This window comes from Streptomyces kaniharaensis (genome assembly GCF_009569385.1).
Classification (GTDB): Bacteria; Actinomycetota; Actinomycetes; order Streptomycetales; family Streptomycetaceae; genus Kitasatospora; species Kitasatospora kaniharaensis.
Genome location: NZ_WBOF01000001.1, coordinates 5,763,814 through 5,782,956 on the forward strand (window position 1 = coordinate 5,763,814; position 19,143 = coordinate 5,782,956).

The window sequence follows — 19,143 nt, forward strand, 5'->3', positions numbered from 1 at the left end:
CCCCGAGCGCATCGGTCGGTGCCCGAGCGAAAGCCGGCTCTCGCCGGAGGCGATCGACTCGCCGCCCAACAGTCAGCGGAAGGGAACAGACCACATGCCCATCTCCCCGAACCAGGGATCGACCGGTGGCGGAACCACCGTGACGATCACCGGCGTCAACCTCGCCGGCGCGACCGCCGTTCACTTCGGCAGCAAGCTGGCCACCATCACCGCCAACACGCCCACCTCGGTCACCGTGACCTCCCCGTCGGGTGCCGGCGTCGTGGGCGTGGACGTGACCACCGTGGGCGGGACGAGCAACCCGCTGAACTTCTTCTACATCGGGGCGCCGTTCGCGGCCTCGCTGAGTGTCACCAGCGGACCGACCGGCGGCGGGAACACCGTCACCATCAGCGGCACCGGTCTGGCCACCGCCAGCAGCGTGTCGTTCGGAGCCAACTCGGCGACGCCGACGGTGATCTCCGACAGCCTGATCAGCGTCACCGTGCCCGCGGGCACGGCGGCCGGGTCGGTGGCCGTGAGCCTGACCACCGCCGGCGGCGTCGCCGACGGGCTCTCCTACACCTACATCGACGCCCCCACCATCTCGAGCGTCACCCCCAGCAGCGGACCGACCTCCGGCGGAACGTCCGTGACCATCACCGGTACCGGCCTCACCACGACGGAGTCGGTGACGATCGGCGGCGCCAGCGCCCCGTTCGCCGCCATCAGCTCCACCACGCTGTCCGTCACGACCCCGCCCGGTACGGCCGGGGCCGCCGACGTCGTGGTCACCACGGACGGTGGCAGCGCCACCGCGGTGGGCGGCTTCACGTACGTGGCCGGGCCCGGCATCTGATCCCTGCCCGCAGCCCACGGCCGCCCGGCCGTGGCCCAGCACCCGCCGGGGCAGGGGCGCCCGATCCCGCCCCTGCCCCGGCGGGCACCACTGAACCTTCCGGGGCCTCAGTCCCTGCCGTTCGGCCCACCGATAAGGAGATCGCAGTGCCCGCCCCTACCTTGTGCTCCGTCAGTCCCAACCAGGGCCCGACCTCCGGTGGCACGTCGGTGACGCTCACCGGTGCCCGTTTCGTCGGTGCCACCTCTGTGAAGTTCGACACGGCGGCCGCCACCTCGTTCACCGTCATCTCCGACACGACCATCATCGCCGTCGCGCCGGCCGGCGCCGGCACCGTCCAGGTGACGGTGACGAACTCCAGCGGACCGAGCAACGGCGTCGCGTACACCTACGTCCCGGTGCCGGTGCTCACCAGCGCGGCGCCGAACCAGGGCCCCCTCGGCGGGGGGAACACGGTGACGCTGAACGGCACCAGCCTCACCACCGTCAGCTCGGTGAAGTTCGGCACCACCGCGGCGAGCTCGTTCACGGTGCTCAGCGACACCGTCGTCACCGTGTCGGCGCCGGCCGGCGCCGGCACCGTACCGATCACGGTGGCGTCCCCCGGCGGTACCAGCAACGGGCTCTCGTACACGTACGTGCCGGCGCCGGTGGTCACCAGCGTGGTGCCGAACCAGGGTCCCGTCGGTGGGGGGAACACGGTGACGCTGACGGGCAGCAACTTCGCCACCGTCAGCTCGGTGAGGTTCGGCACCACCGCGGCGAGCTCGTTCACCGTCGTGTCGGGCACCCAGATCACGGCGACCGTTCCCCCGGGCGTCGCCGGACCGGTCCCCGTCACCGTCACCAGCTCCGGGGGCACCAGCTCCCCGACCCCCTACTACTACATCGGCCTTCCCGTCCTCAGTGACGCGGTGCCGGACGTGGGCCCCGTCGCCGGGGGGAACACGGTGACGCTGACCGGCAGCAACCTGCTCACCGTGTTCTCGGTGAAGTTCGGTGCGGTGTCGGCGAGTTCCTTCACCCTCGTCTCCGACAACGTGGTGACGGCGGTGGCGCCGGCCGGCTCCGGCACGGTGCCGATCACGTTGCACACCATCGGCGGCACCAGCAACGGGGTCCCGTACACCTACCTGCCGGCGCCGGTGCTCGGAGGGCTGCTGCCCGACCACGGGCCGGCCGCCGGAGGCAACTCCGTCACCCTGGAGGGGACCGACCTCACCACGGTCACCAGTGTCGACTTCGGTGGCACGCCGACCAGCTTCACGGTCCTCTCCGACACCCGGATCACCGCCACCGCCCCCGCGGGCGCGGCCGGACCGGTCGCGGTCACGGCGACCGGCCCCGGCGGCACCAGCGACCCCGTCACCTACACCCGTGTCGCGGCGCCGGTGGTCACCAGCGTGGTGCCGAACCAGGGTCCCGTAGGTGGGGGGGACACGGTGACGCTGACGGGCAGCAACTTCGCCACCGTCAGCTCGGTGTCCTTCGGTGCCTCCCCGGCGAGCTCGTTCACCGTCGTGTCGGGCACCCAGATCACGGCGACCGTTCCCCCCGGGGTCGCCGGACCGGTCCCCGTCACCGTCACCAGCTCCGGGGGCACCAGCTCCCCGACCGTCTTCTACTACCACATCGACGTGCCCTTCCTCAGCGACGCGGTGCCGGACGTGGGCCCCGTCGAAGGGGGGAACACGGTGACGCTGACCGGCAGCAACCTGCTCACCGTGTTCTCGGTGAAGTTCGGTGTGGTGTCGGCGAGTTCGTTCACGCTCGTCAACGACAACGTGGTGACGGCGGTGGCTCCCGCCGGCTCCGGGACGGTGGAGATCACGTTGCACACCATCGGCGGCACCAGCAACGGGGTCCCGTACACCTACCTGCCGGTGCCGTCGCTCGAAGCGGTGGTGCCCGACAGCGGGCCGGCCGCCGGAGGCAACTCCGTCACGCTGGAGGGGAGCGACCTCGGCACGATCACCAGTGTCGACTTCGGTGGCACGCCGGCCGATTTCACGGTGCTCTCCGACACCCGGATCGTCGCCACCGTCCCCGGGGGCGCGGCCGGAGCGGTCGACGTCACGGTGACCGGCCCCGGCGGCATCAGCGACCCGGTCGTCTACACCCGCGTCGCGGCACCCGCCATCTAGGGTCCTGGTCAGGACGGCCACGGCCGGCCCCGCCGGCCGTGGCTGCGGGACAAGGGTCCGTGCGAGCGCCCCGATCGGGGCGCTCGCACGGACCCTTTTGGCACCCTGTGAATCCCACTCGGCGCGGGTGGTTTTGTGTCACATGGCATCTCGAAGTTTCCGGCTGGAATGTCGGCATTTTCGGGTGTCATTTATCGATTTCCCGTAGGTGGTGTTCCGAGCTGGGCCAGGCCCTGGTCTGTCGACTTTTCCGTGGCGCAATTGAGGGCGCCTGACGGGGAATTCGCTCCGGTGGCGCGTGCTCCCGCGCATGGGATTTCGCTGCGCTCTATCGATTCCCCCGGTAGCTGCATCAGTTTCCGTCCGAGCTATTGCATTTGAGTGCGAGTGCGGTTTATCGTGAAACTCGCGGAAGGTTGGTCGTGGAAGAATCCCCGGGTCGGCTCCACTTCGCGGAGAAAAGGGGAACCGAATCCGCGCACCTGCTGATCCGCCACGCCGGGGGAATCCCCCGGAAAGCCTCCTACGCGAAGGAGATTCGCCATGGCACCCGTCCTGACGTCGCTCTCTCCGACCCAGAGCCACAGCGGGGTGAGCCTCACCCTCACCGGCACCGGTCTCACCGGCACCACCAAGGTGACCTTCGGGTCGAAGTCGGTGGTCCCGACCAGCGTCACCGCCACCTCGGTGGCCTGCGTCATCCCGCCGACCTGCGCCGGTCAGACGCCGGTCACCGTGACGACCGCCGGTGTCGTCAGCAACAGCCTGTCGTTCTTCTACATCGGCCCGCCGAGCTGCGGGCCCGTCGACCCGACCACCGGGCCGGCAGCGGCCAGCACGGTCACCATCTACGGGTCCGGTCTGCTGACCGCGACCGGCGTCACCTTCGGGGCCGCCGGTGCGGGCACCGGGCTGACCGTCGTGTCGGACAACCAGCTCTCGGTCACCACTCCCGTTCACGGGACGTTCACCGGCAGCACCGACACGGTCAACGTCACCATCACCACCGCCGGAGGGGGCAGCGTTCCCGCCGGCGCGACCTCGCAGTACACCTTCTACGACGCCCCGACGGTCACCGCTGTCGTCCCCGGCACGGGTCTGGCCGGGAGCACCATCACCATCACCGGCACCAACCTGGTCGATGTGACGGGCGTGACCTTCACGCCGGTCGGCGGGGGCACCGCGGTCGAGGCGCTCGACTTCACGAGCATCTCGGGCACCCAGGCCCGCGCCACCGTGCCGGTGCTGGTGGCCGGCACCTACGACGTCCAGGCCATCACCCCCGGTGGGACCAGCGCCGTCAACAGCCCGGCGGACCAGTTCACCGTCGTCTGATCCCTCGCGCCCGGCCCGCGGCCGGGGAGCGGGGACGTGGACCACTGCGCCCCGGCAGACCTCTTCAGGTCTGCCGGGGCGCAGTGCCGTCAGGTGAGCTGCGACGTCAGGCGCTGGGCGCCCCCACGCCGGTGCGGGGCGAGCCGCGACGTCAGGCGCCGGTCAGCGCTGCCGGCGTGTCGTCCGTCCTCCTGAGGGAGGCCGACAGGGCACGGGCCTCGTGCTCGGTCATCCGGGGCGTCTCGTACGGCACGGCGTTGACCCAACGCTGGGCCAGGCGGGCGATCCGCTCGCCGTAGCGCTCCGCGGTGATCAGGTCGCCGGGGGAGCCGGCCTGCTCCGGCCCCTGGTCGGCGTGGCTCTGGCTCATCAGACCCAGCCACGAGCCCAGCCGGTTCACGTCGTCGCGGGTGCCGCCGCTCCAGTTGTTGCCCGGCATGTCGCCGACGCCGATCCACTGCATGCCCATCTGGGCGCCGAAGACGGCCAGTTGCTCCAGGACCGTCAGCTTGTCGCCGCTCTGCGAAGCGGACATGGTGAACGCGCCGGCCAGCTTGTCCTTCCAGGCCTGCGTCGTGAACGGCGTGAACGCCGCCTCCATGAACGCCTTGAACACCGCCGACACGCTGCCCATCAGGGTCGGGCAGCCGAAGACGATCGCGTCGGAGCGGTCGAGCAGCGCCAGCACCTCCGCGTCGTGCCAACGGCCCGCGCTGACGTCCTCGGGCCGGATCTCGACGAGATGCACCCGCGCGCCCGCCACCAGCCGAGCCCCGTCGGCGAGGTGCTCGGCCAGGACCCGGGTGTGTCCGTGCACCGAGTGGTAGACCACCGTCACCATGACCACCGGGGCATCGTGCTCACGATCAACGTCATTGACTGCCATGACTCTTCACCACTTCCGGTCGTGGGCCCTGCCTTTCCGGTCGTGGGCCCTGCCTGCCCAACCATCACAACCTGCGCACGGCGCGGCATCAACGCCGAACTCCGGCACACAGCGATCGGCCACACCGATCGATCGCGCTAGCCTGACCCCGTGGACAGGATGGAACTGGAAGCATTCGTCGCGGTCGCGGAAGAACTCCACTTCGGCCGCGCGGCCGCGCGGCTGCACCGCGGGCAGCCCACCGTCAGTGACGCCGTCAGGCGGCTGGAGAACACCCTGGGCGGACGGCTGTTCCACCGCACCAGCCGCCGGGTCTCACTGACCGAACTCGGCGAAGCACTGCTGCCCGACGCCCACGCCACCCTGGCCCAGCTGCGCCGTTTCCAGCGGCGCGGGCGCTCCCTGGCCGCCGGCGACAAGGCCCGCACCACCCTCGTCGTCGCCCACGCCGAATACACCGGCCACCAGCTGCTGTTGCGCTGCCTGCCGCGACTGCGCGACCGTTTCCCCGACGTGACGATCGTGCCGGAGTCCATGCCGACCACCGCCCAGCTGACCGCCCTGCGGGCGGAGACGATCGGGCTGGGCATCGGCTGGGCGACCGGCGACGTCACCGGCGTAGTCGCGAGGGTGCTGTCCACCGAGAGGTTCATGGCGCTCGTACCCGCGGCCCACCCCCTCGCCGGGCAGGCCGAGTTGAGCGCGTCCGAGCTGTCCACCACGGACCTGCTCACCTGGCCCCACCAGATCAACAGCGGTCTCTGTGACCGCCTCCTGTCCGCCTTCCGGATCGGCGGAGCCGACCTGCGCATCATCAGAACCGCCGACAGCGTGCACGCCATCGCCGCTCATGTCGCCGCGGGAACGGGCATCGGCATCACCGTCGAATCCGCACTCGACCACCAGCCACCTGGTCTGCGCATCATCCCCCTCACCGGCCCTTCGACCACCGTCGACCAGGTCGTCCTCACGCCCACCGAGCCGTCGGACACCGCCATGGCACTGCGTGACCTGCTGCTGCACGCCTCGGCGGAGTCGCCCTCCACCGGCCACTGAGCGCCGTGCACCGTGAAGTCGTAGGTGCTGCGGCGCGGGTGGTGCGGCGCTTCGTGCCCGCGTCGGGCGTGAGGCCTGATCGGTTCCCGGAACCACTCAAAGGTGCCAACCCCGTGGCGTGTCCCTGGGACTCGCGGCGGGTTTCCGCTGTCGTTGACGGCGTCGATCACCGGCTGCGGAGCCGGTCTCCCACGTCCTTCACCGGAGGCACCGCGATGTCCATCACCACCGTCCTCACCGTCGCCGGCATGAGCTGTGGCCACTGCGAGAAGACGGTCAGCGCGGGGCTGTCCGTCCTCCCCGGCGTCACCGAGGTCACCGCCGACGCTTCGACCGGCCACGTCACCGTCGCTTCCGCGCAGCCGCTCGACGACGACGTGGTCCGAAGCGCCGTGGACGAGGCCGGGTTCACCTTCGTCGGGCGGGGCTGACGCCGGCGCACGTCCAGGGTCGCCTCCGACCGGGCGGTGAACGATCTGTAGGCTCATCGGCCGTACCCGGCCCGCTGTGCAGGAGATCGGGCTGATCCCCGGCACCCAGGAGTCGATCGGGCATGTCCCAGCCGATGAAGCGTCGCAAGGTCCACCTGTCGCAACAGCGCGTGGCCGACAGCCCCTTCGGGCCGATACGGATCGACTACGACCGCTGGCCCTCGGTCGTCGCGCGCGTGCACGGGGCGGGGATCCCGGCCGTCACGATGCTGCCCGGCCGTGACCACGGTCGCCTGACCATCAACGGATTCCAGGTGCCCACGAACCGGGCCAGCACGGGCTGGGACCCGCGCCGGAAGGCGCGCACCCGCACGGCCCTGGTGGGCGATCGCGGCTACGAGCTGAGGCCGACCGCGCTGTGCCGGGCCGAACTCCGGCGCAACGGGCAGGTCATCGCCCAGGCCCGCGGCAGCCTGCGCTCGTACTCCCCGTTCCGCACGATTCCCGGCCTCGACGCCCGGGTGACCTGGTCGCACGGTGTCGACGCCACCGATGTCGCGGTGGGCCAGGCCATGGTGGTGGCCTTCGGGGCCGGTGCCCCGGGTGCGCTGCAGAGCATCTTCCTCTTCTGGGCCGACGCCGTCGGCATCTGACGATCCGCCGTCGTGGGCGATCGGGCGGCTCAGCCGCGTGCGGCCTCGCGCAGGGCGGGGGAGGCCAGACCGGCGAGGCCGCCGACGACGGCGGCGGCCGCGCAGGCGGCCGCTGCCACGGCCGCGCCGCGCGCCTCGGCGAGCGAGCCGAGGACGGTGTTGGCGGCGACGAGCGCCGAGCTCTGGACGAGCGTCAGGACGGACTGCACGCGGGCCAGGTGCGTTTCCGGGGCACGGCCGAGGACGAGCGGCCCGACATGGGCGGCGAACATCCCCGAGCCGAGGCCGAGGACGGCTCCGGCGGCCACCGCCGTCGTCGCGTTCCGGACGGCCGCGAGCCCTGCGATGCCCGCCGCCGCGACGCACAGCCCCAGGCACGCGGCCACGCCCGGGCGGCGCAGCTGCCCCTGGCGTGCGATCAGCAGCGACACCGCGATGACGGCGGCGCTCTGCCCGCCGGCGACCAGGCCCGCCGCCTGTGCGCCCCAGCCGCGCTGCCGCGCCAGCAGCGGGCTGACCAGGGACACGACCGGCAGCAGGCTCGCCGCGGCCGCGGAGGTCAGCAGCAGGGCCGGGCGGAGCGTCCGGTCGCGGGCGGCGAGCCGCAGGCCGTCCGCGACGGCGGTGGTCAGGCGCTGGGGCGCGGTCGGTGCGGGCGGTGCCACTGCGTCGACGGCCGGGCGCAGCCGGACGAGGACGACCAGGACGAGGCCGAAGGTCACCGCGTCGAGGAGTGCGGCGCCGCTCAACCCGGCGGCGGTCACCAGCAGTGCGCCCAGCGGGGCGCCGAGGAGGGTGGTGACCTGGGAGCCGGCCTGCTGCGCGGCGAGCGCGCGGGGCAGCAGGTCCCTGCCGACCAGCAGGCGAGGCATCGCCCCGCCGGCGGGCAGGTAGAACGCGTCGACCGTGCCGATCAGCGCGGCCACCGCGACGAGGAGCCACGGTGAGCGCTCAGGCCCGTGTCCGGCCAGGGCGAGCAGCAGCGTCGCGGTGAGCATCACGGCGTCACCCGCGAGCAGCACCCGGCGCACGCCGAACCGGTCGGCGACGGCGCCGCCGACCAGCAGGAGGGCGGTGCGGGGGAGCGTGATCGCCGTCAGGACCAGGGCGCCGGCCCGTCCGCCGTGGACGCTCGCCGCCCACCCGAGAGCGAAGTAGAGGGCGGCATCGCCCAGCAGCGAGGCCCGGCTGCCCGCCAGCCAGATCAGGTAGCTCCGGGGCAGGCGGGCCGATGGGGAGGAGGTGGAGTCGGCAGTGATCATGGCCGGGGACGATAGGACCCTCGACCAACTGGAGGGCAAGCGCGCTGGTGGCCTCCGCGTTCGTCCCGCAGGGCTCGGGGTGGGTGTGGCCCCTGCTCGCGCTGTCCGCGTTCGCGGTGGTGTCGGCCCTCGGTGCCCGGCGTGCGGTGCTGGTGCTGGCGCTGGTGTACATCGGCGTGACCGCCGTGACGGAGGCGATGGTCTGGTGGCGCATCCAGGACGGGACCCTGCTGCCGTACGCCGCCTACGAGTTGGACACCGGCCCGTCCTTCGTCGTGGTCGCCGCCATGGTCGTGGCCATCGGCTGCGCCCGGCCGCTATGGTGGCGTGCCGTCTGGCTGCTGCTGCTCGGGGCGGCCGCCCCCGACCTGCTCGCCGGCCTCGCCGACGGCGAGGTGGCCGCCGCGGGCCACGTCCTCGCCGCCCTCGCCGGCCTCGCGGTCGTCCTCACCCGCCGCCTCCGCTGCCGTCGCCCGGCGGCGCAGCCCACCCGGGAGCCGGTCCTCCGCTGAGGCCGCGCCGGTCAGCCGTGGCCGAAAGTGCCTACTCGTCGAGTTCCTCTTGCAGCGGGACGAACTGGTCCCGCGCGAGGCCGGCCTCGCCCTGTTCGACGCTCTCGCCTCCCGGGAGAAGACCCTGCACGCGAACCCCGGGGGACACATGGACGTGCCCGACTTCGAGCTGGAGGGCTCCGCGCCGTTCCTCGCCCGGCACCTCCGGTAGGGACCGGCCCGGAAGGAGCCCTGCAGGCGATGTTCCGGTCGCACGCTGGTCGACCTCACCGGACTGATCGTGCCTACGATCGGAAGGACCGCCTCCGCGAGCAGGAAGGCGGGTGGCGCCGATGGCACCGATGTCCGCCCAGTGGCCGCGCTATCTGCGGGTCGCGCCGTGGCTGCTGATCGCCGGCGGGCTGCTGTGGAACGCCCTGGACATCGTCGACTACTGGGGCGATCCGATGCTGGCGGCCGCTTCCGTGCTGGCGGGTGCGCTGCTGTCGCTGCGGGACACCGTCGCGGTCGGGGCCGCCAGCGTGGTGGGCATCCTCGTGCTGTCCGCGCGCGACGGCACGATCGGTACCAAGGACGGCTACCTGGAGCTCGTGAACACCCTGTTCGCCGCGCTGCTCGGCGTCTGGCTCAACCGGGTCATCGCCCGCCACGGGCGGCGGCTGGCGGCGGTGCGCTCGGTCGCGGAGGCCGCCCAGCGGGCCGTGCTGCCCGCGCCGCCGCCCCGGGCCGGACGGCTGTCGGTGGCCGCCTGCTACCGGGCCGCCCAGACCGAGGCTCTGATCGGCGGCGACGCCTACGCCCTGCAGGAGACCCCGTACGGGGTGCGGGTGCTGATCGCGGACGTGCGGGGCAAGGGCCTGCCGGCGGTGGCGGCGGTGTCGGTGCTGCTCGGGGCGTTCCGGGAGAACGCCTCGCGCGTGGCGGACCTGCTCGGGCTCGCCGACGCCCTGGAACAGGCGCTGGTCCGCGAGAGCGCGTACCGCGAGGAGGAGCTGCGGATGGAGAGCTTCATCACGGCGCTCCTGGTGGAGTTCACGCCCGGGCAGGACGGCCTGCACGCCCTCAGCTGCGGCCACCCCGGGCCGTACCTCCTGGACGGGGCGGGCGGCGTGCGGCGGCTGGACGCCACCGACCCCGGGCTGCCGCTCGGCATGGGCGCCCTGGGCCCGGACCGGCCCGCGCCGGACCGGTGGCCGTTCCCGGCCGGGCACACGCTGCTGCTGGTCACCGACGGCGTGACCGAGGCCCGGGACGGTGACGGGCGGTTCTACGACCCCGTGGTGGGGCTGGCGCCGCTGGGCCCGTTCGCGGGACCGCAGGAGGCGGTGGACGCCCTGGTCCAGGACGTCGCGGACTGGACCGGCGGGCCCCGGGACGACGACATGGCCGTCCTCGCGGTCACCCGGCCCGGCGTCCTAGGCTGACCGCATGGGTGCGCCCGCGACGCTCGACGACGGCACGGCAGCCGATGCGGCCGGCCTGGAGACGCTCGTGCGGCTGCTGGCCGGGCGGGGCGTCGTGGTGCTCAGCGGAGCCGGCCTGTCCACGGAGTCGGGCATCCCCGACTACCGGGGCGTCACCGGCAGCCGGCGCCGCGGCTCGCCGATGACGTACCAGGAGTTCACGGGCAGTGAGGCGGCCCGCCGGCGGTACTGGGCGCGCAGCCACGCCGGCTGGCGCGCGATCGCCCGGGCCGAGCCCAACGCCGGGCACCGCGCCGTCGAGCAGCTGCGGCGCTCGGGCCACGTGTCGGCGGTGATCACCCAGAACGTGGACGGACTGCACCGGGCGGCCGGCACGCGCACGGCCGTGGAACTGCACGGCGGCCTCCACCGGGTGGTCTGCCTGGCGTGCCGGCGCATCAGCACGCGCGAGGAGCTGGACCGGCGCCTGGAGGCGCTGAACGGCGGCTTCCGGCACGGTCCGGCCCCGGTCAACCCCGACGGCGACGCGGAGCTGCCGCAGGAGCTGGTGGACGGCTTCCGGGTCGCTCCCTGCGCCGCGTGCGGCGGCGTCCTCAAGCCCGACGTGGTCTTCTTCGGCGAGAGCGTGCCCAGGCCCCGCGTCGAGCGCTGCTTCGAGCTGGTCGACGCCGGGCAGGCCCTGGTGGTCCTCGGCTCGTCGCTGACGGTCATGTCGGGCCTGCGTTTCGTCCGTCACGCCGCTCGCGCGGGTACGCCCGTGGCGATCGTCAACCAAGGTGCCACCCGCGGGGACGCGCTGGCCGCGGCCAAGGTCGGTCGGCCCCTGGGCGCCGTCCTGACCGAGGTGGCCCGGCGGGTCAGGGAGGCGGCGCCGACGGCCTGACGTTACAGGCCCGCGTAGAGCCCCTCGCACAGCCGCCGAGGGTGCCGATCACGTCGGGTGTGCCGTCGGGGACCCAGGGGCTGCCGCCGGTGCTGCTTGCGCGGCGGAGGGTTCTCGCGTCGTCACGCGTAGAGCGCGATGCGCGGCTCGATCGTCCCGTGGGCGGCCTTGATGACCGTGATCCGGTAGTGCTGGGTGAGCGTGTGGTGGCTGTGGAGGACGAGCTTCGCCGGGATGAGGCTGGTGAACAGGGTGCCGGTCTGGCTGGCGAGCGGCACGACGTGCCAGCGCCCGTCGGTTCCCAGCCGTTCGAGCCTGATGTCCGACGGATCGAGGAAGGGGCCCTTGGCGGGTGACTCGATGAGGATCTGCGGTGCGATGGTCCGGTCCGCCGACGAGTTGTTGCGATAGGTGACGGTGAACCTGTGTGCCGCGTGGTCGGTCGGCAGCGGACGGCTGTGCAGGTTCACGAAGCCGACCGGTGCGGCGCTCGACGATGTCACCAGCGGGGCGGAGGCCACGGAGGCGGCCGCCTGCGTGGGCGAGGTGAGCGCGGCGGTCGGCAGGGCGGCGAGGGCGATGGCGGTCAGGACCAGGGCCCGGCGAGGGATCGTCCTGGTGGGCATAGACGCCTCCTTCGGTCGTCGACGGCGCCGCGGCGTGCATCGGCAGGGTGCGCACCGCGGCTGTACGGACCGTCGCTGTCGGGGCGGGCCGTACCCGTCCACCGTGCACCCCGACGGCGTACGGCGCATCTGGCGGTGGCCGCGATGGTCGGCGGTGGGCCGGTGACGGAAATCCGGGCCGGTACGGCGGCAGCCGGCCGTCACGCCCGGGACACGTCCTGCGGGAAGCGGAAGAGCCCCGCAGGGTCGTAGGTCTGCTTCACCTGGCGGAGCCGTGCCAGGTTGCTGCCGTAGTACGCCTGTGCCCAGTCGGCCAGTTGCGGGTCCGGGTAGTTCTGGTACGCCTCGCCGCTCGCGTACGGGCGCATGGTCGACCACACGTCCTGCAGCCAGGCCCGGGACTGGTCCACCGCGGGGCCCGAACCGGCGCCGGGGGACGGGTAGTTGGCGATGTACTGGGCCATGAAGAGGGCATTGCGGTGGACGAACGCGGTGTCCCCGGGCGCCACCCGGTTCACCGCGCCGGCCAGGGCGTCGAAGGCCACCGACGCGCCGGCGCCCTGCGGCGCGGTCCGGGCGTACCGCTCGACGGAGGCCACCAGCGCCGCGATCCCCGTCGCGCTGATCGGCCGGTCGTAGAAGTCGGACCGGGCCGCGTACGACTCCCGGATCAGCCGGCCCTCGGGGGTGTGGCCGGGGAGGCTGCCGGGCAGGTGGGCGGCCGCCAGCGACCAGCCCGCGACTCCGCCCATCGCCTTCATGGTGTCCAGGTAAGGCGCCGAGTGCAGCGAGGCGGTGGCCGGCGCGACCGCCAACTTGTCGATCAGGTCGGCGAGTTCCGCCTGCGAGCCGAGGAAGTTGACCGTACTGGTGAGATTCGGCCGCCCGTCCGGCTGCGCGTCCAGGTGCAGGTTCGCCCAGAGCTGGTCGGGCGCGTCCGGCGCCCATGCCTGCCAGGCCGCCACGACCGCCGCCGCGGACGACCACGGCCAGGAGAGGAAGCCGTAGGCGCAGTTCACCGCCGGGTGGGTGCGGAACCCGAAGGACGTCACCACGCCGAAGTTGCCTCCGCCCCCGCCGCGCAGCGCCCAGAACAGATCGGCGTCCGTGGTCGCGTCCACCTGCCGGATCAGGCCGTCCGCCGTCACCACCTGCGCGCTGGTCAGGTTGTCGCTGGTCAGCCCGTACGCGCGGCAGGTGACGCCGATGCCGCCGCCCAGGGCCAGCCCGGCCACACCGACGCTCGGGCAGGAGCCGGCCGGTACCGTCACGCCCGTGGCGGCCAGCTCGGCGTACACGTCGATCAGCCGGGCGCCGGCCCCGACCGTGGCCGAGCCGCCGGAACCGCTGACGGTCGCCAGCCCTCCGACGTCCAGGATCAGTCCGCTGCCCGAGGACCAGCCCGTGTAGCTGTGCCCGCCGCTGCGCAGCGCGACGGGGACGGTGTACTTGCGGGCGAACGCGAGGCAGGTGGCCACGTCCTGGGCGTTCGCCGGGTAGACGACGCCGGCGGGGCGCAGGTTGTCGAACTGCGGCTGGTACAGGCGGACGGCGTCCTGGTACCGGCTGTCCTGCGGCCGGATCACGGTCCCTGCGACGTCATGTGCCAGCGCGGTCCAGTCGGCCGGGCCGGCGGTGGTCGGGGAGGCCCCGACGGAGGAGGCGGGTGCCGGGCCCGTGCGGGAGGCCGACCCGGTCGCGGGGCTCGTGGGGGCCGAGGAGCCCGAAGGCTGCCCGGAACCGGTGCATGCCGAGAGTGCCGCCGCCGCGACCGGCGCGGCCGCGAGCCGCAGCAGTTGCCGCCGGTCGAGCCCGGCTGCCTGTGCGTGTCCCGGTGGCCGAGCCGGATCCGGCAGATCCGACCCCAGGCAGTCACCGGCGTCAACCATGCCCACTCCTCACCTCGCGCGTCCTGCCACTCTCGGGCGGCCGTGGCATGGCTCGTGGTTGCCACACCGACCAGGAGGGCGCGTCAGTGGGGGTCGAGCGCTGTCGGTGGCAGACGAAGCAGCCGACAGTGACCGGGCGGCGTCCGAGAGATACAAGGCCAGGCTCGGCTATGACCTTGGATTTGCAGGTGTTTGCGAGATATGGAACTATATTCGCAACCATCTGGCAGGCTTGACACGAGAAAGTGAAGGATCATGTTGGACGGCGCGCGCGTCATCGTCGGAGTCAGTGGCTCGTTGCACAGCCTTACGGCACTGCACCGCGCGGCGGACGAGGCCCGCGCACGGAACGCCGTACTGATCCCGGTGCTCACCTGGACCCCGGTCGGCGGGGAGAACAACTACCGCACCCAGCCGTGCCCTCCGCTGCTCCGCAAGTGGCAGCAGGCCGCCCACCGGCGCCTGGAGCGCGCGCTGGACGAGGCGTTCGGCGGCCTGCCGGTCGGCGTGCGGGTGAAGCCGCTCGTGGTGCGCGGTGCCGCCGGGCCGACGCTGACCCAGCTGGCCGACCGGCCGGACGACCTGCTGGTGATCAGCACCGGGCAGCGAGGCGCCGTCCGCGGCGCGGTGCGCCGACTGCTCCAGGGCTCCGTGAGCCGTTACTGCCTCACCCACGCGCGCTGCACGGTCCTCGCCGTGCCGCCGTCGACGCTGCACGCCGACCTGCGTGCGCTCCACCGTGGCATCGACCTGCGGGAGCTCACCGCGCCCGTCGCCGCCTGACGACCGGACAGCCAGCGGGGGAACAACCCCCCGGAAGCACGCGTCACCGGCGGTGAGGTGGGAGGGGAAGTGGTTGTGGAAGGCGAAGTCGACCCCGGAGAGGTCGACGTCGTCCAGCCTGCCGTCGGCGATGTGGAACACGGCGACGCCGTTGCATGTGGTGCCGCCGCGCGCGTCCCTGGGCTGGGCGTCGACGCCGCATCCGCAGAGCACGGCGTAGGAACATCCGGCCAGGTAGGTCCCCGAGATGGTGTACGTCATTGAGTGGCTCCTCTCGCTCGCCGGCCCCGCCGCCCGATCGGTTCGGACGGCGTTGAAGCGGGTCGGGGCGGTGGCGAGCGAGGGGTGTGCATGATTGTGCTCCGGCTCCACGGGATCGGCCGGGGAGCTCCGGTTCTTTCAGCTAGGCGCGGTCGGCGCCCGCTGTAAACCTTCTGCGGACCCGTCCGGCCGGGGGTGGGTCAGCCCATGCTCTTCGCGCCGTCCAGGGACTCGCGGATGATGTCGGCGTGGCCCGCGTGCTGGGCGGTCTCGGCGACGATGTGCAGCAGGACGCGGCGGGCCGAGTACTCAGCGCCGGGCTCGAACCAGGGGGCCTTGGGGAGCGGCTGGGTGGCGTTCAGATCGGGGAGGGTGGCGACCAGTTCGTCGGTGCGGCGGGCCACCTCGTCGTATTCGGCGAGCACGCCGGCGAGGGTCTCGCCGGGCAGCATCCGGAACTCGTCGGCCCGGCGGGCGTAGTCGGCCTCGGTGAAGGCGGTGAAGTCGGGGAACGCCGACGGGCCTTCGAGGATGAAGGTCGCCCAGACCCGCTCCGTCGCGGTCACGTGCTTGATCAGGCCGCCCACGCACAGCTCGCTGGCGGTGGTGCGCAGTCCGGCCTGCTCGTCGGTGAGGTCGCGGGTGGTGAAGCGCAGGAAGTGCCGCTGCTTGGCCAGCGCCACCAGCAGGTCGGCGCGCTCCCCGGTGACGGCCTGGGTGTTGGTGGTCGAGGTGTTGGTGGTCATGGTCGATGTCGCCTTCCGTGTGCTTCCTGCTCCGTCGGACAAGGTCCACGGTAGAAGGCATTGCGGCCACTTTCCGACCTGAATCGCGGGGAGAATCGGAGCCATGGCGAACACCAGCACCCGGACGCTGCGACTGCTCTCGCTGCTCCAGACCCACCGCTACTGGCCGGGCGGCGAACTGGCCGACCGGCTCGGCGTTTCGGTCCGCACCCTGCGCCGCGACATCGACCGGCTGCGCGAACTCGGCTATCCGGTCGAGGCGCAGCGCGGCGTCGACGGCGGCTACCAGCTCGCGCCGGGCGCGGCGCTGCCGCCGCTGGTGATCGACGACGAGGAGGCGGTCGCGCTGGCGGTGGGCCTGCAGGCCGCCGCGGAGAGCCCGGTGGAGGGCATCGCGGAGGCCTCGGTGCGGGTGCTCGCGAAGGTGGTGCAGGTGATGCCGGCCCGGCTGCGGCGCCGGGTGGAGGCGCTGCGGGCGATGACCGTCCCCGTCGAGTGGGGCCGCGGCCCGGCCGGCGCGAACGTCGACCCGGACGGGTTGACGGAGGTGGCGCTGGCCTGCCGGGACGGCGAGCGGCTGCGCTTCTCGTACACCACCGCCGACTGCCGGCAGTCCGAGCGGCACGTCGAACCGCACCGGCTGGTCTCCCTCGACCGCCGCTGGTACCTGGTGGCCTACGACCTCACCCGGCAGGACTGGCGCTCGTTCCGGCTCGACCGGCTGAGCGCGCCGCAGGGCAGCGGCGCCCGGTTCCGGCCGCGCGAGCTGCCCGGCGGCGACGCCGCCGAGTTCGTCCGGGCCGGCGTCAACAACATGCCCCGGCCGTACCGGGTCGAGGTCGTCGTGGACGCCCCGGCCGCGGCCGTCCGTGAGCGGATCGGCCGGTGGAGCATCGTCGAGGAGGTCGACGCCGGATGCTGCCGGGTCCGGATGACGGCCGAGAACCTGGACTGGCCGACCCTGGCGCTCGGTGTGCTCGGCGCGGACTTCCGCGTCGTCGGGCCGCCCGAACTGGTCGAGCGGCTCGACGACTGGAGCACCCGGTTCGGGCGGGCGGTCCGGGCCGCCGTTGAAGACGGGCCCCAGGCCTGAGCGCGTCACGGTGGGATGGCCTCGATCGCCGTGCGCAGGCGCCGTAGGACGCCCTCCAGCTCGTGCCGGGGCGGCGTCGCCAGGGCCAGCCGGACGGCCCGGCGGCTGTGCGGGCCGGTGGTGAAGGCGTCGGCGGTGGAGATCAGGATCCCCTCGGCGGCGAGTACGGCCGCGACGTGGTCGGGGCGCTGGTGCGGCTCCAGGGCCAGCCACACCACGTACGAGGACGGGTGCGCCGTGACGTCCAGGCCGGCCAGCGCGGCGCGGGCGATCTCCTGCCGGGCGGCGGCGTCCTCCCGGCGCTGCCGCTCCAGGCGGGCGACCGTGCCGTCGGCCAGCCAGCCGGTGGCCAGCGCGGTGACCAGGCCCGGGGCACCCCAGGCCGCGGCGCGCAGGCTGCTGGTGGCCGCCGGCAGGTGACGGCCCGGCAGGACGGCGAAGCCGAACCGCAGGCCGGGGGCCACGTTCTTCGACAGGCCGGCGACGTAGCAGGTGCGCTCGGGCGCGAGGGCGTGCAGCGGGGGAGGGGGCGAGGGCTCCAGGAACGCGTACGTGCCGTCCTCGACGATCATGCAGTCGTGGGCGGCGGCGATGGCGGCCAGGCGCTCGCGCTGCCGGAGGTCGAGCACCCAGCCGAGCGGGTTGTGGACGGTCGGGATGGTGTAGACGGCGCGGACCGGGCGGGCGTGGCAGAGCCGGTCGAGCGCGTCGAGGTCCGGGCCGGTGGGCGTGACCGGTACCGGCGCCAGGTCGAGGCCGTGCGCGGCGGCGAGCAGCTTGATCCCCGGGTAGCCGATCGCGTCCACGGCCAGCACGTCCCCGGGGCGGGTGAGCGTGCGCAGCACGCAGTCCAGCGCCTGCTGCGCCCCGCTCGTCAGCAGGACGTTGTCGGGGGCGGTGTCGATCCCGCGTCCCAGCAGGTAGTTGGCGACGACCGCCCGGTCGTGCCGGTGCCCGCCCGGCGGGTGCTGGCGCAGCAGCGCCTCGGCGTCGCCTGAGGCCGCGAGCGTGCGCAGGGCCTGCCGGAGCCGATCGCCCTGGCCGGGGGCAAGCGGCTGGTTGAACGACAGGTCCGCCACCCGTGGCACCGGCAGGGCGCGGGACGGCTCGATCCCGTCGTAGCCGGAGCGGACCCGGACGAAGGTGCCGCGGCCCTGTTCGCCCACCACCAGCCCGGCGGCGGCCAGTTCGGCGTAGACGCGGGTGGCGGTGGCCAGCGCGATCCGCCGCTCGCGGGCCAGCGCCCGGTGGGTCGGCAGGCGGGTGCCGGGCGGGAGCGCGCCGGAGCGGATCGCGGCGGCGTACTCGTCGACGACGGCCTTGTAGGCGGGCGGGCGCATGCCCACACCTTCCTCCCAGGTGTATCCAGTCCCGGTGTATCCAGGACAATAACTGGATTGTCCTGCAGCGGAGTTCCTAGCCTCGATGCCGTCCGCACCCAGGCGCAAGGGAGCACCCGGCATGACCGTCCACGTGGAACGCGAGAAGCACCTCGTCACCCTCACCATCGACCGGGAGCAAAAGCTCAACGCCCTCGACTACCCGACGATCGACGCGCTGCTCGCCGAGCTCGACCGCATCGAGGCCGACGACACCGTCCGGGCCGTCATCCTCACGGGCGCCGGCGCCCGGGCGTTCAGCGCGGGCGCCGACATCCCGTCGCTGGCCGCCAGCATCGCCGGCGGACCCGAGCGGGCGCTGCGCGAGTTCGTCCGGCGCGGCCACGCGCTGACGCGGCGGATCGAGGAGTTCCCCAAGCCGGTCGTCGTCGCCGTCAACGGCCTTGCGTACGGCGGTGGTTGCGAACTCACCGAGGCCGCGCCGCTGGCGGTCGCGGCCGAGCACGCACGCTTCGCCAAGCCGGAGATCACGCTCGGCTTCCCGCCGCCCTTCGGAGGCTCGCAGCGGCTGCCGCGACATGTCGGCCGCAAGCGCGCCCTGGAGATGATCCTGACCGGTGACCCGATCGACGCCGGCCGGGCCGCCGAGCTGGGCATCGTCAACGCCGTCGTTCCGGCCGCCGAACTGCTCGACGCGGCCCGGGACCTGGCCGCCCGCATCACCCGCCACGCCCCGACCGCGGTGGCCGCCTGCCTGCGGGCCGTCACCCGCGGCATCAACCTGCCGATCGGCGAGGGTCTTGCGGTCGAGGCGGCCTCGTTCGCCGCCGCCGTTCCGACGGACGGGGTGCGGGACGGGCTGCGCCGCTTCCTGGACCGCTCGGCCGACCGCTGACGGGTAGCAGCCGGGTGGCAGCGCGCTGCCGGCTGTCCCGACGGCTGGGTTGCCGTCAGCGAATAACGCTGTTATTTTGGAATAAC

The 19,143-nt window shown here is 73.2% G+C and carries 19 protein-coding genes and 1 pseudogene; 13 read left to right on the forward strand and 7 right to left on the reverse strand.

Annotated features, from left to right (window positions below; translation table 11 throughout):
• The first annotated feature begins 94 nt into the window (after window positions 1–94).
• The 3 genes from F7Q99_RS25785 to F7Q99_RS25795 all read left to right on the forward strand — a co-directional run bounded on the left by F7Q99_RS25785 (window position 95) and on the right by F7Q99_RS25795 (window position 4,317).
• A complete protein-coding gene (locus tag F7Q99_RS25785) occupies window positions 95–838 on the forward strand; it encodes an IPT/TIG domain-containing protein (RefSeq protein WP_153465173.1) in 744 nt (247 codons plus the stop codon).
• A 146-nt stretch (window positions 839–984) separates the two neighbouring features.
• The gene (locus F7Q99_RS25790) at window positions 985–2,982 is read left to right on the forward strand and encodes an IPT/TIG domain-containing protein (protein ID WP_195911170.1); all 1,998 of its coding nucleotides are present in this window, start codon (window positions 985–987) and stop codon (window positions 2,980–2,982) included.
• 543 nt (window positions 2,983–3,525) lie between these two features.
• The gene (locus tag F7Q99_RS25795) at window positions 3,526–4,317 is read left to right on the forward strand and encodes an IPT/TIG domain-containing protein (protein WP_153465175.1); all 792 of its coding nucleotides are present in this window, start codon (window positions 3,526–3,528) and stop codon (window positions 4,315–4,317) included.
• Between the two features lie 151 nt (window positions 4,318–4,468).
• Here the strand turns inward: F7Q99_RS25795 and F7Q99_RS25800 are convergent, their stop codons facing one another.
• Window positions 4,469–5,203 (reverse strand): flavodoxin family protein, encoded by a 735-nt coding sequence (locus F7Q99_RS25800; protein WP_195911171.1) that lies wholly within the window; start codon window positions 5,201–5,203, stop codon window positions 4,469–4,471.
• A gap of 159 nt (window positions 5,204–5,362) precedes the next feature.
• On the opposite strand from F7Q99_RS25800, the gene F7Q99_RS25805 reads away from it, so the two are divergent.
• The 3 genes from F7Q99_RS25805 to F7Q99_RS25815 all read left to right on the forward strand — a co-directional run bounded on the left by F7Q99_RS25805 (window position 5,363) and on the right by F7Q99_RS25815 (window position 7,343).
• Window positions 5,363–6,259, forward strand: coding sequence for a LysR family transcriptional regulator (locus F7Q99_RS25805; RefSeq protein WP_230210912.1), 897 nt, complete (start codon window positions 5,363–5,365; stop codon window positions 6,257–6,259).
• Between the two features lie 215 nt (window positions 6,260–6,474).
• Window positions 6,475–6,690, forward strand: coding sequence for a heavy-metal-associated domain-containing protein (locus tag F7Q99_RS25810; RefSeq protein WP_153465179.1), 216 nt, complete (start codon window positions 6,475–6,477; stop codon window positions 6,688–6,690).
• A gap of 122 nt (window positions 6,691–6,812) precedes the next feature.
• Window positions 6,813–7,343 carry a hypothetical protein gene (locus F7Q99_RS25815; protein WP_153465181.1) on the forward strand — a complete coding sequence of 177 codons (531 nt, stop codon included), beginning with the start codon at window positions 6,813–6,815 and terminating at the stop codon, window positions 7,341–7,343.
• Window positions 7,344–7,372: 29 nt separating this feature from the next.
• Here the strand turns inward: F7Q99_RS25815 and F7Q99_RS25820 are convergent, their stop codons facing one another.
• Window positions 7,373–8,605 (reverse strand): MFS transporter, encoded by a 1,233-nt coding sequence (locus F7Q99_RS25820; RefSeq protein WP_153465183.1) that lies wholly within the window; start codon window positions 8,603–8,605, stop codon window positions 7,373–7,375.
• Window positions 8,606–8,652: 47 nt separating this feature from the next.
• Between F7Q99_RS25820 and F7Q99_RS40490 the strand changes: the two genes are divergently transcribed.
• From F7Q99_RS40490 to F7Q99_RS25835, 4 genes are all read left to right on the forward strand, one after another.
• Complete coding sequence (locus F7Q99_RS40490) at window positions 8,653–9,117, forward strand: hypothetical protein (RefSeq protein WP_195911270.1); 465 nt, start codon at window positions 8,653–8,655, stop codon at window positions 9,115–9,117.
• Window positions 9,118–9,166: 49 nt separating this feature from the next.
• Window positions 9,167–9,328, forward strand: coding sequence for a hypothetical protein (locus F7Q99_RS25825; RefSeq protein WP_407697832.1), 162 nt, complete (start codon window positions 9,167–9,169; stop codon window positions 9,326–9,328).
• 121 nt (window positions 9,329–9,449) lie between these two features.
• Window positions 9,450–10,541, forward strand: coding sequence for a PP2C family protein-serine/threonine phosphatase (locus tag F7Q99_RS25830; RefSeq protein WP_153465184.1), 1,092 nt, complete (start codon window positions 9,450–9,452; stop codon window positions 10,539–10,541).
• Between the two features lie 4 nt (window positions 10,542–10,545).
• Window positions 10,546–11,424, forward strand: a complete 879-nt coding sequence (locus F7Q99_RS25835) for an NAD-dependent protein deacetylase (protein WP_153465186.1) — start codon at window positions 10,546–10,548, stop codon at window positions 11,422–11,424.
• A gap of 122 nt (window positions 11,425–11,546) precedes the next feature.
• Here F7Q99_RS25835 and F7Q99_RS25840 read toward each other — a convergent pair whose 3' ends face one another.
• Complete coding sequence (locus F7Q99_RS25840; protein WP_195911172.1) at window positions 11,547–12,050, reverse strand: hypothetical protein; 504 nt, start codon at window positions 12,048–12,050, stop codon at window positions 11,547–11,549.
• Window positions 12,051–12,250: 200 nt separating this feature from the next.
• Window positions 12,251–13,939 carry an FAD-binding oxidoreductase gene (locus tag F7Q99_RS25845; RefSeq protein WP_153465188.1) on the reverse strand — a complete coding sequence of 563 codons (1,689 nt, stop codon included), beginning with the start codon at window positions 13,937–13,939 and terminating at the stop codon, window positions 12,251–12,253.
• 255 nt (window positions 13,940–14,194) lie between these two features.
• Here F7Q99_RS25845 and F7Q99_RS25850 point away from each other — a divergent pair, with 255 nt between their 5' ends.
• Window positions 14,195–14,722 carry a universal stress protein gene (locus F7Q99_RS25850; protein ID WP_153465190.1) on the forward strand — a complete coding sequence of 176 codons (528 nt, stop codon included), beginning with the start codon at window positions 14,195–14,197 and terminating at the stop codon, window positions 14,720–14,722.
• A gap of 51 nt (window positions 14,723–14,773) precedes the next feature.
• Here the strand turns inward: F7Q99_RS25850 and F7Q99_RS25855 are convergent.
• Window positions 14,774–14,983 (reverse strand): annotated as a pseudogene (locus tag F7Q99_RS25855) (DUF1326 domain-containing protein); the annotation flags it as partial.
• A 200-nt stretch (window positions 14,984–15,183) separates the two neighbouring features.
• The gene (locus tag F7Q99_RS25860) at window positions 15,184–15,729 is read right to left on the reverse strand and encodes a DinB family protein (protein ID WP_153465191.1); all 546 of its coding nucleotides are present in this window, start codon (window positions 15,727–15,729) and stop codon (window positions 15,184–15,186) included.
• Between the two features lie 103 nt (window positions 15,730–15,832).
• Between F7Q99_RS25860 and F7Q99_RS25865 the strand changes: the two genes are divergently transcribed.
• The gene (locus F7Q99_RS25865) at window positions 15,833–16,822 is read left to right on the forward strand and encodes a helix-turn-helix transcriptional regulator (RefSeq protein WP_153465193.1); all 990 of its coding nucleotides are present in this window, start codon (window positions 15,833–15,835) and stop codon (window positions 16,820–16,822) included.
• A 5-nt stretch (window positions 16,823–16,827) separates the two neighbouring features.
• Here the strand turns inward: F7Q99_RS25865 and F7Q99_RS25870 are convergent, their stop codons facing one another.
• Complete coding sequence (locus F7Q99_RS25870; protein WP_153465195.1) at window positions 16,828–18,162, reverse strand: aminotransferase-like domain-containing protein; 1,335 nt, start codon at window positions 18,160–18,162, stop codon at window positions 16,828–16,830.
• Between the two features lie 121 nt (window positions 18,163–18,283).
• Here F7Q99_RS25870 and F7Q99_RS25875 point away from each other — a divergent pair, with 121 nt between their 5' ends.
• Window positions 18,284–19,057: a crotonase/enoyl-CoA hydratase family protein gene (locus tag F7Q99_RS25875; RefSeq protein ID WP_153465197.1), complete on the forward strand. Its 774-nt coding sequence runs from the start codon at window positions 18,284–18,286 to the stop codon at window positions 19,055–19,057.
• Window positions 19,058–19,143 lie beyond the last annotated feature (86 nt).

What these genes read in the sequence shown, in the direction of transcription:
- F7Q99_RS25785 (WP_153465173.1), top strand. Translation starts at nt 95, where the DNA reads ATGCCCATCTCCCCGAACCAGGGATCGACCGGTGGCGGAACCACCGTG.
- F7Q99_RS25795 (WP_153465175.1), top strand. Translation starts at nt 3,526, where the DNA reads ATGGCACCCGTCCTGACGTCGCTCTCTCCGACCCAGAGCCACAGCGGG.
- F7Q99_RS25800 (WP_195911171.1), bottom strand. Translation starts at nt 5,203, where the DNA reads ATGGCAGTCAATGACGTTGATCGTGAGCACGATGCCCCGGTGGTCATG.
- F7Q99_RS25805 (WP_230210912.1), top strand. Translation starts at nt 5,363, where the DNA reads ATGGAACTGGAAGCATTCGTCGCGGTCGCGGAAGAACTCCACTTCGGC.
- F7Q99_RS25810 (WP_153465179.1), top strand. Translation starts at nt 6,475, where the DNA reads ATGTCCATCACCACCGTCCTCACCGTCGCCGGCATGAGCTGTGGCCAC.
- F7Q99_RS25815 (WP_153465181.1), top strand. Translation starts at nt 6,813, where the DNA reads ATGTCCCAGCCGATGAAGCGTCGCAAGGTCCACCTGTCGCAACAGCGC.
- F7Q99_RS25820 (WP_153465183.1), bottom strand. Translation starts at nt 8,605, where the DNA reads ATGATCACTGCCGACTCCACCTCCTCCCCATCGGCCCGCCTGCCCCGG.
- F7Q99_RS25830 (WP_153465184.1), top strand. Translation starts at nt 9,450, where the DNA reads ATGGCACCGATGTCCGCCCAGTGGCCGCGCTATCTGCGGGTCGCGCCG.
- F7Q99_RS25835 (WP_153465186.1), top strand. Translation starts at nt 10,546, where the DNA reads ATGGGTGCGCCCGCGACGCTCGACGACGGCACGGCAGCCGATGCGGCC.
- F7Q99_RS25840 (WP_195911172.1), bottom strand. Translation starts at nt 12,050, where the DNA reads ATGCCCACCAGGACGATCCCTCGCCGGGCCCTGGTCCTGACCGCCATC.
- F7Q99_RS25845 (WP_153465188.1), bottom strand. Translation starts at nt 13,939, where the DNA reads ATGGTTGACGCCGGTGACTGCCTGGGGTCGGATCTGCCGGATCCGGCT.
- F7Q99_RS25850 (WP_153465190.1), top strand. Translation starts at nt 14,195, where the DNA reads ATGTTGGACGGCGCGCGCGTCATCGTCGGAGTCAGTGGCTCGTTGCAC.
- F7Q99_RS25860 (WP_153465191.1), bottom strand. Translation starts at nt 15,729, where the DNA reads ATGACCACCAACACCTCGACCACCAACACCCAGGCCGTCACCGGGGAG.
- F7Q99_RS25865 (WP_153465193.1), top strand. Translation starts at nt 15,833, where the DNA reads ATGGCGAACACCAGCACCCGGACGCTGCGACTGCTCTCGCTGCTCCAG.
- F7Q99_RS25870 (WP_153465195.1), bottom strand. Translation starts at nt 18,162, where the DNA reads ATGCGCCCGCCCGCCTACAAGGCCGTCGTCGACGAGTACGCCGCCGCG.
- F7Q99_RS25875 (WP_153465197.1), top strand. Translation starts at nt 18,284, where the DNA reads ATGACCGTCCACGTGGAACGCGAGAAGCACCTCGTCACCCTCACCATC.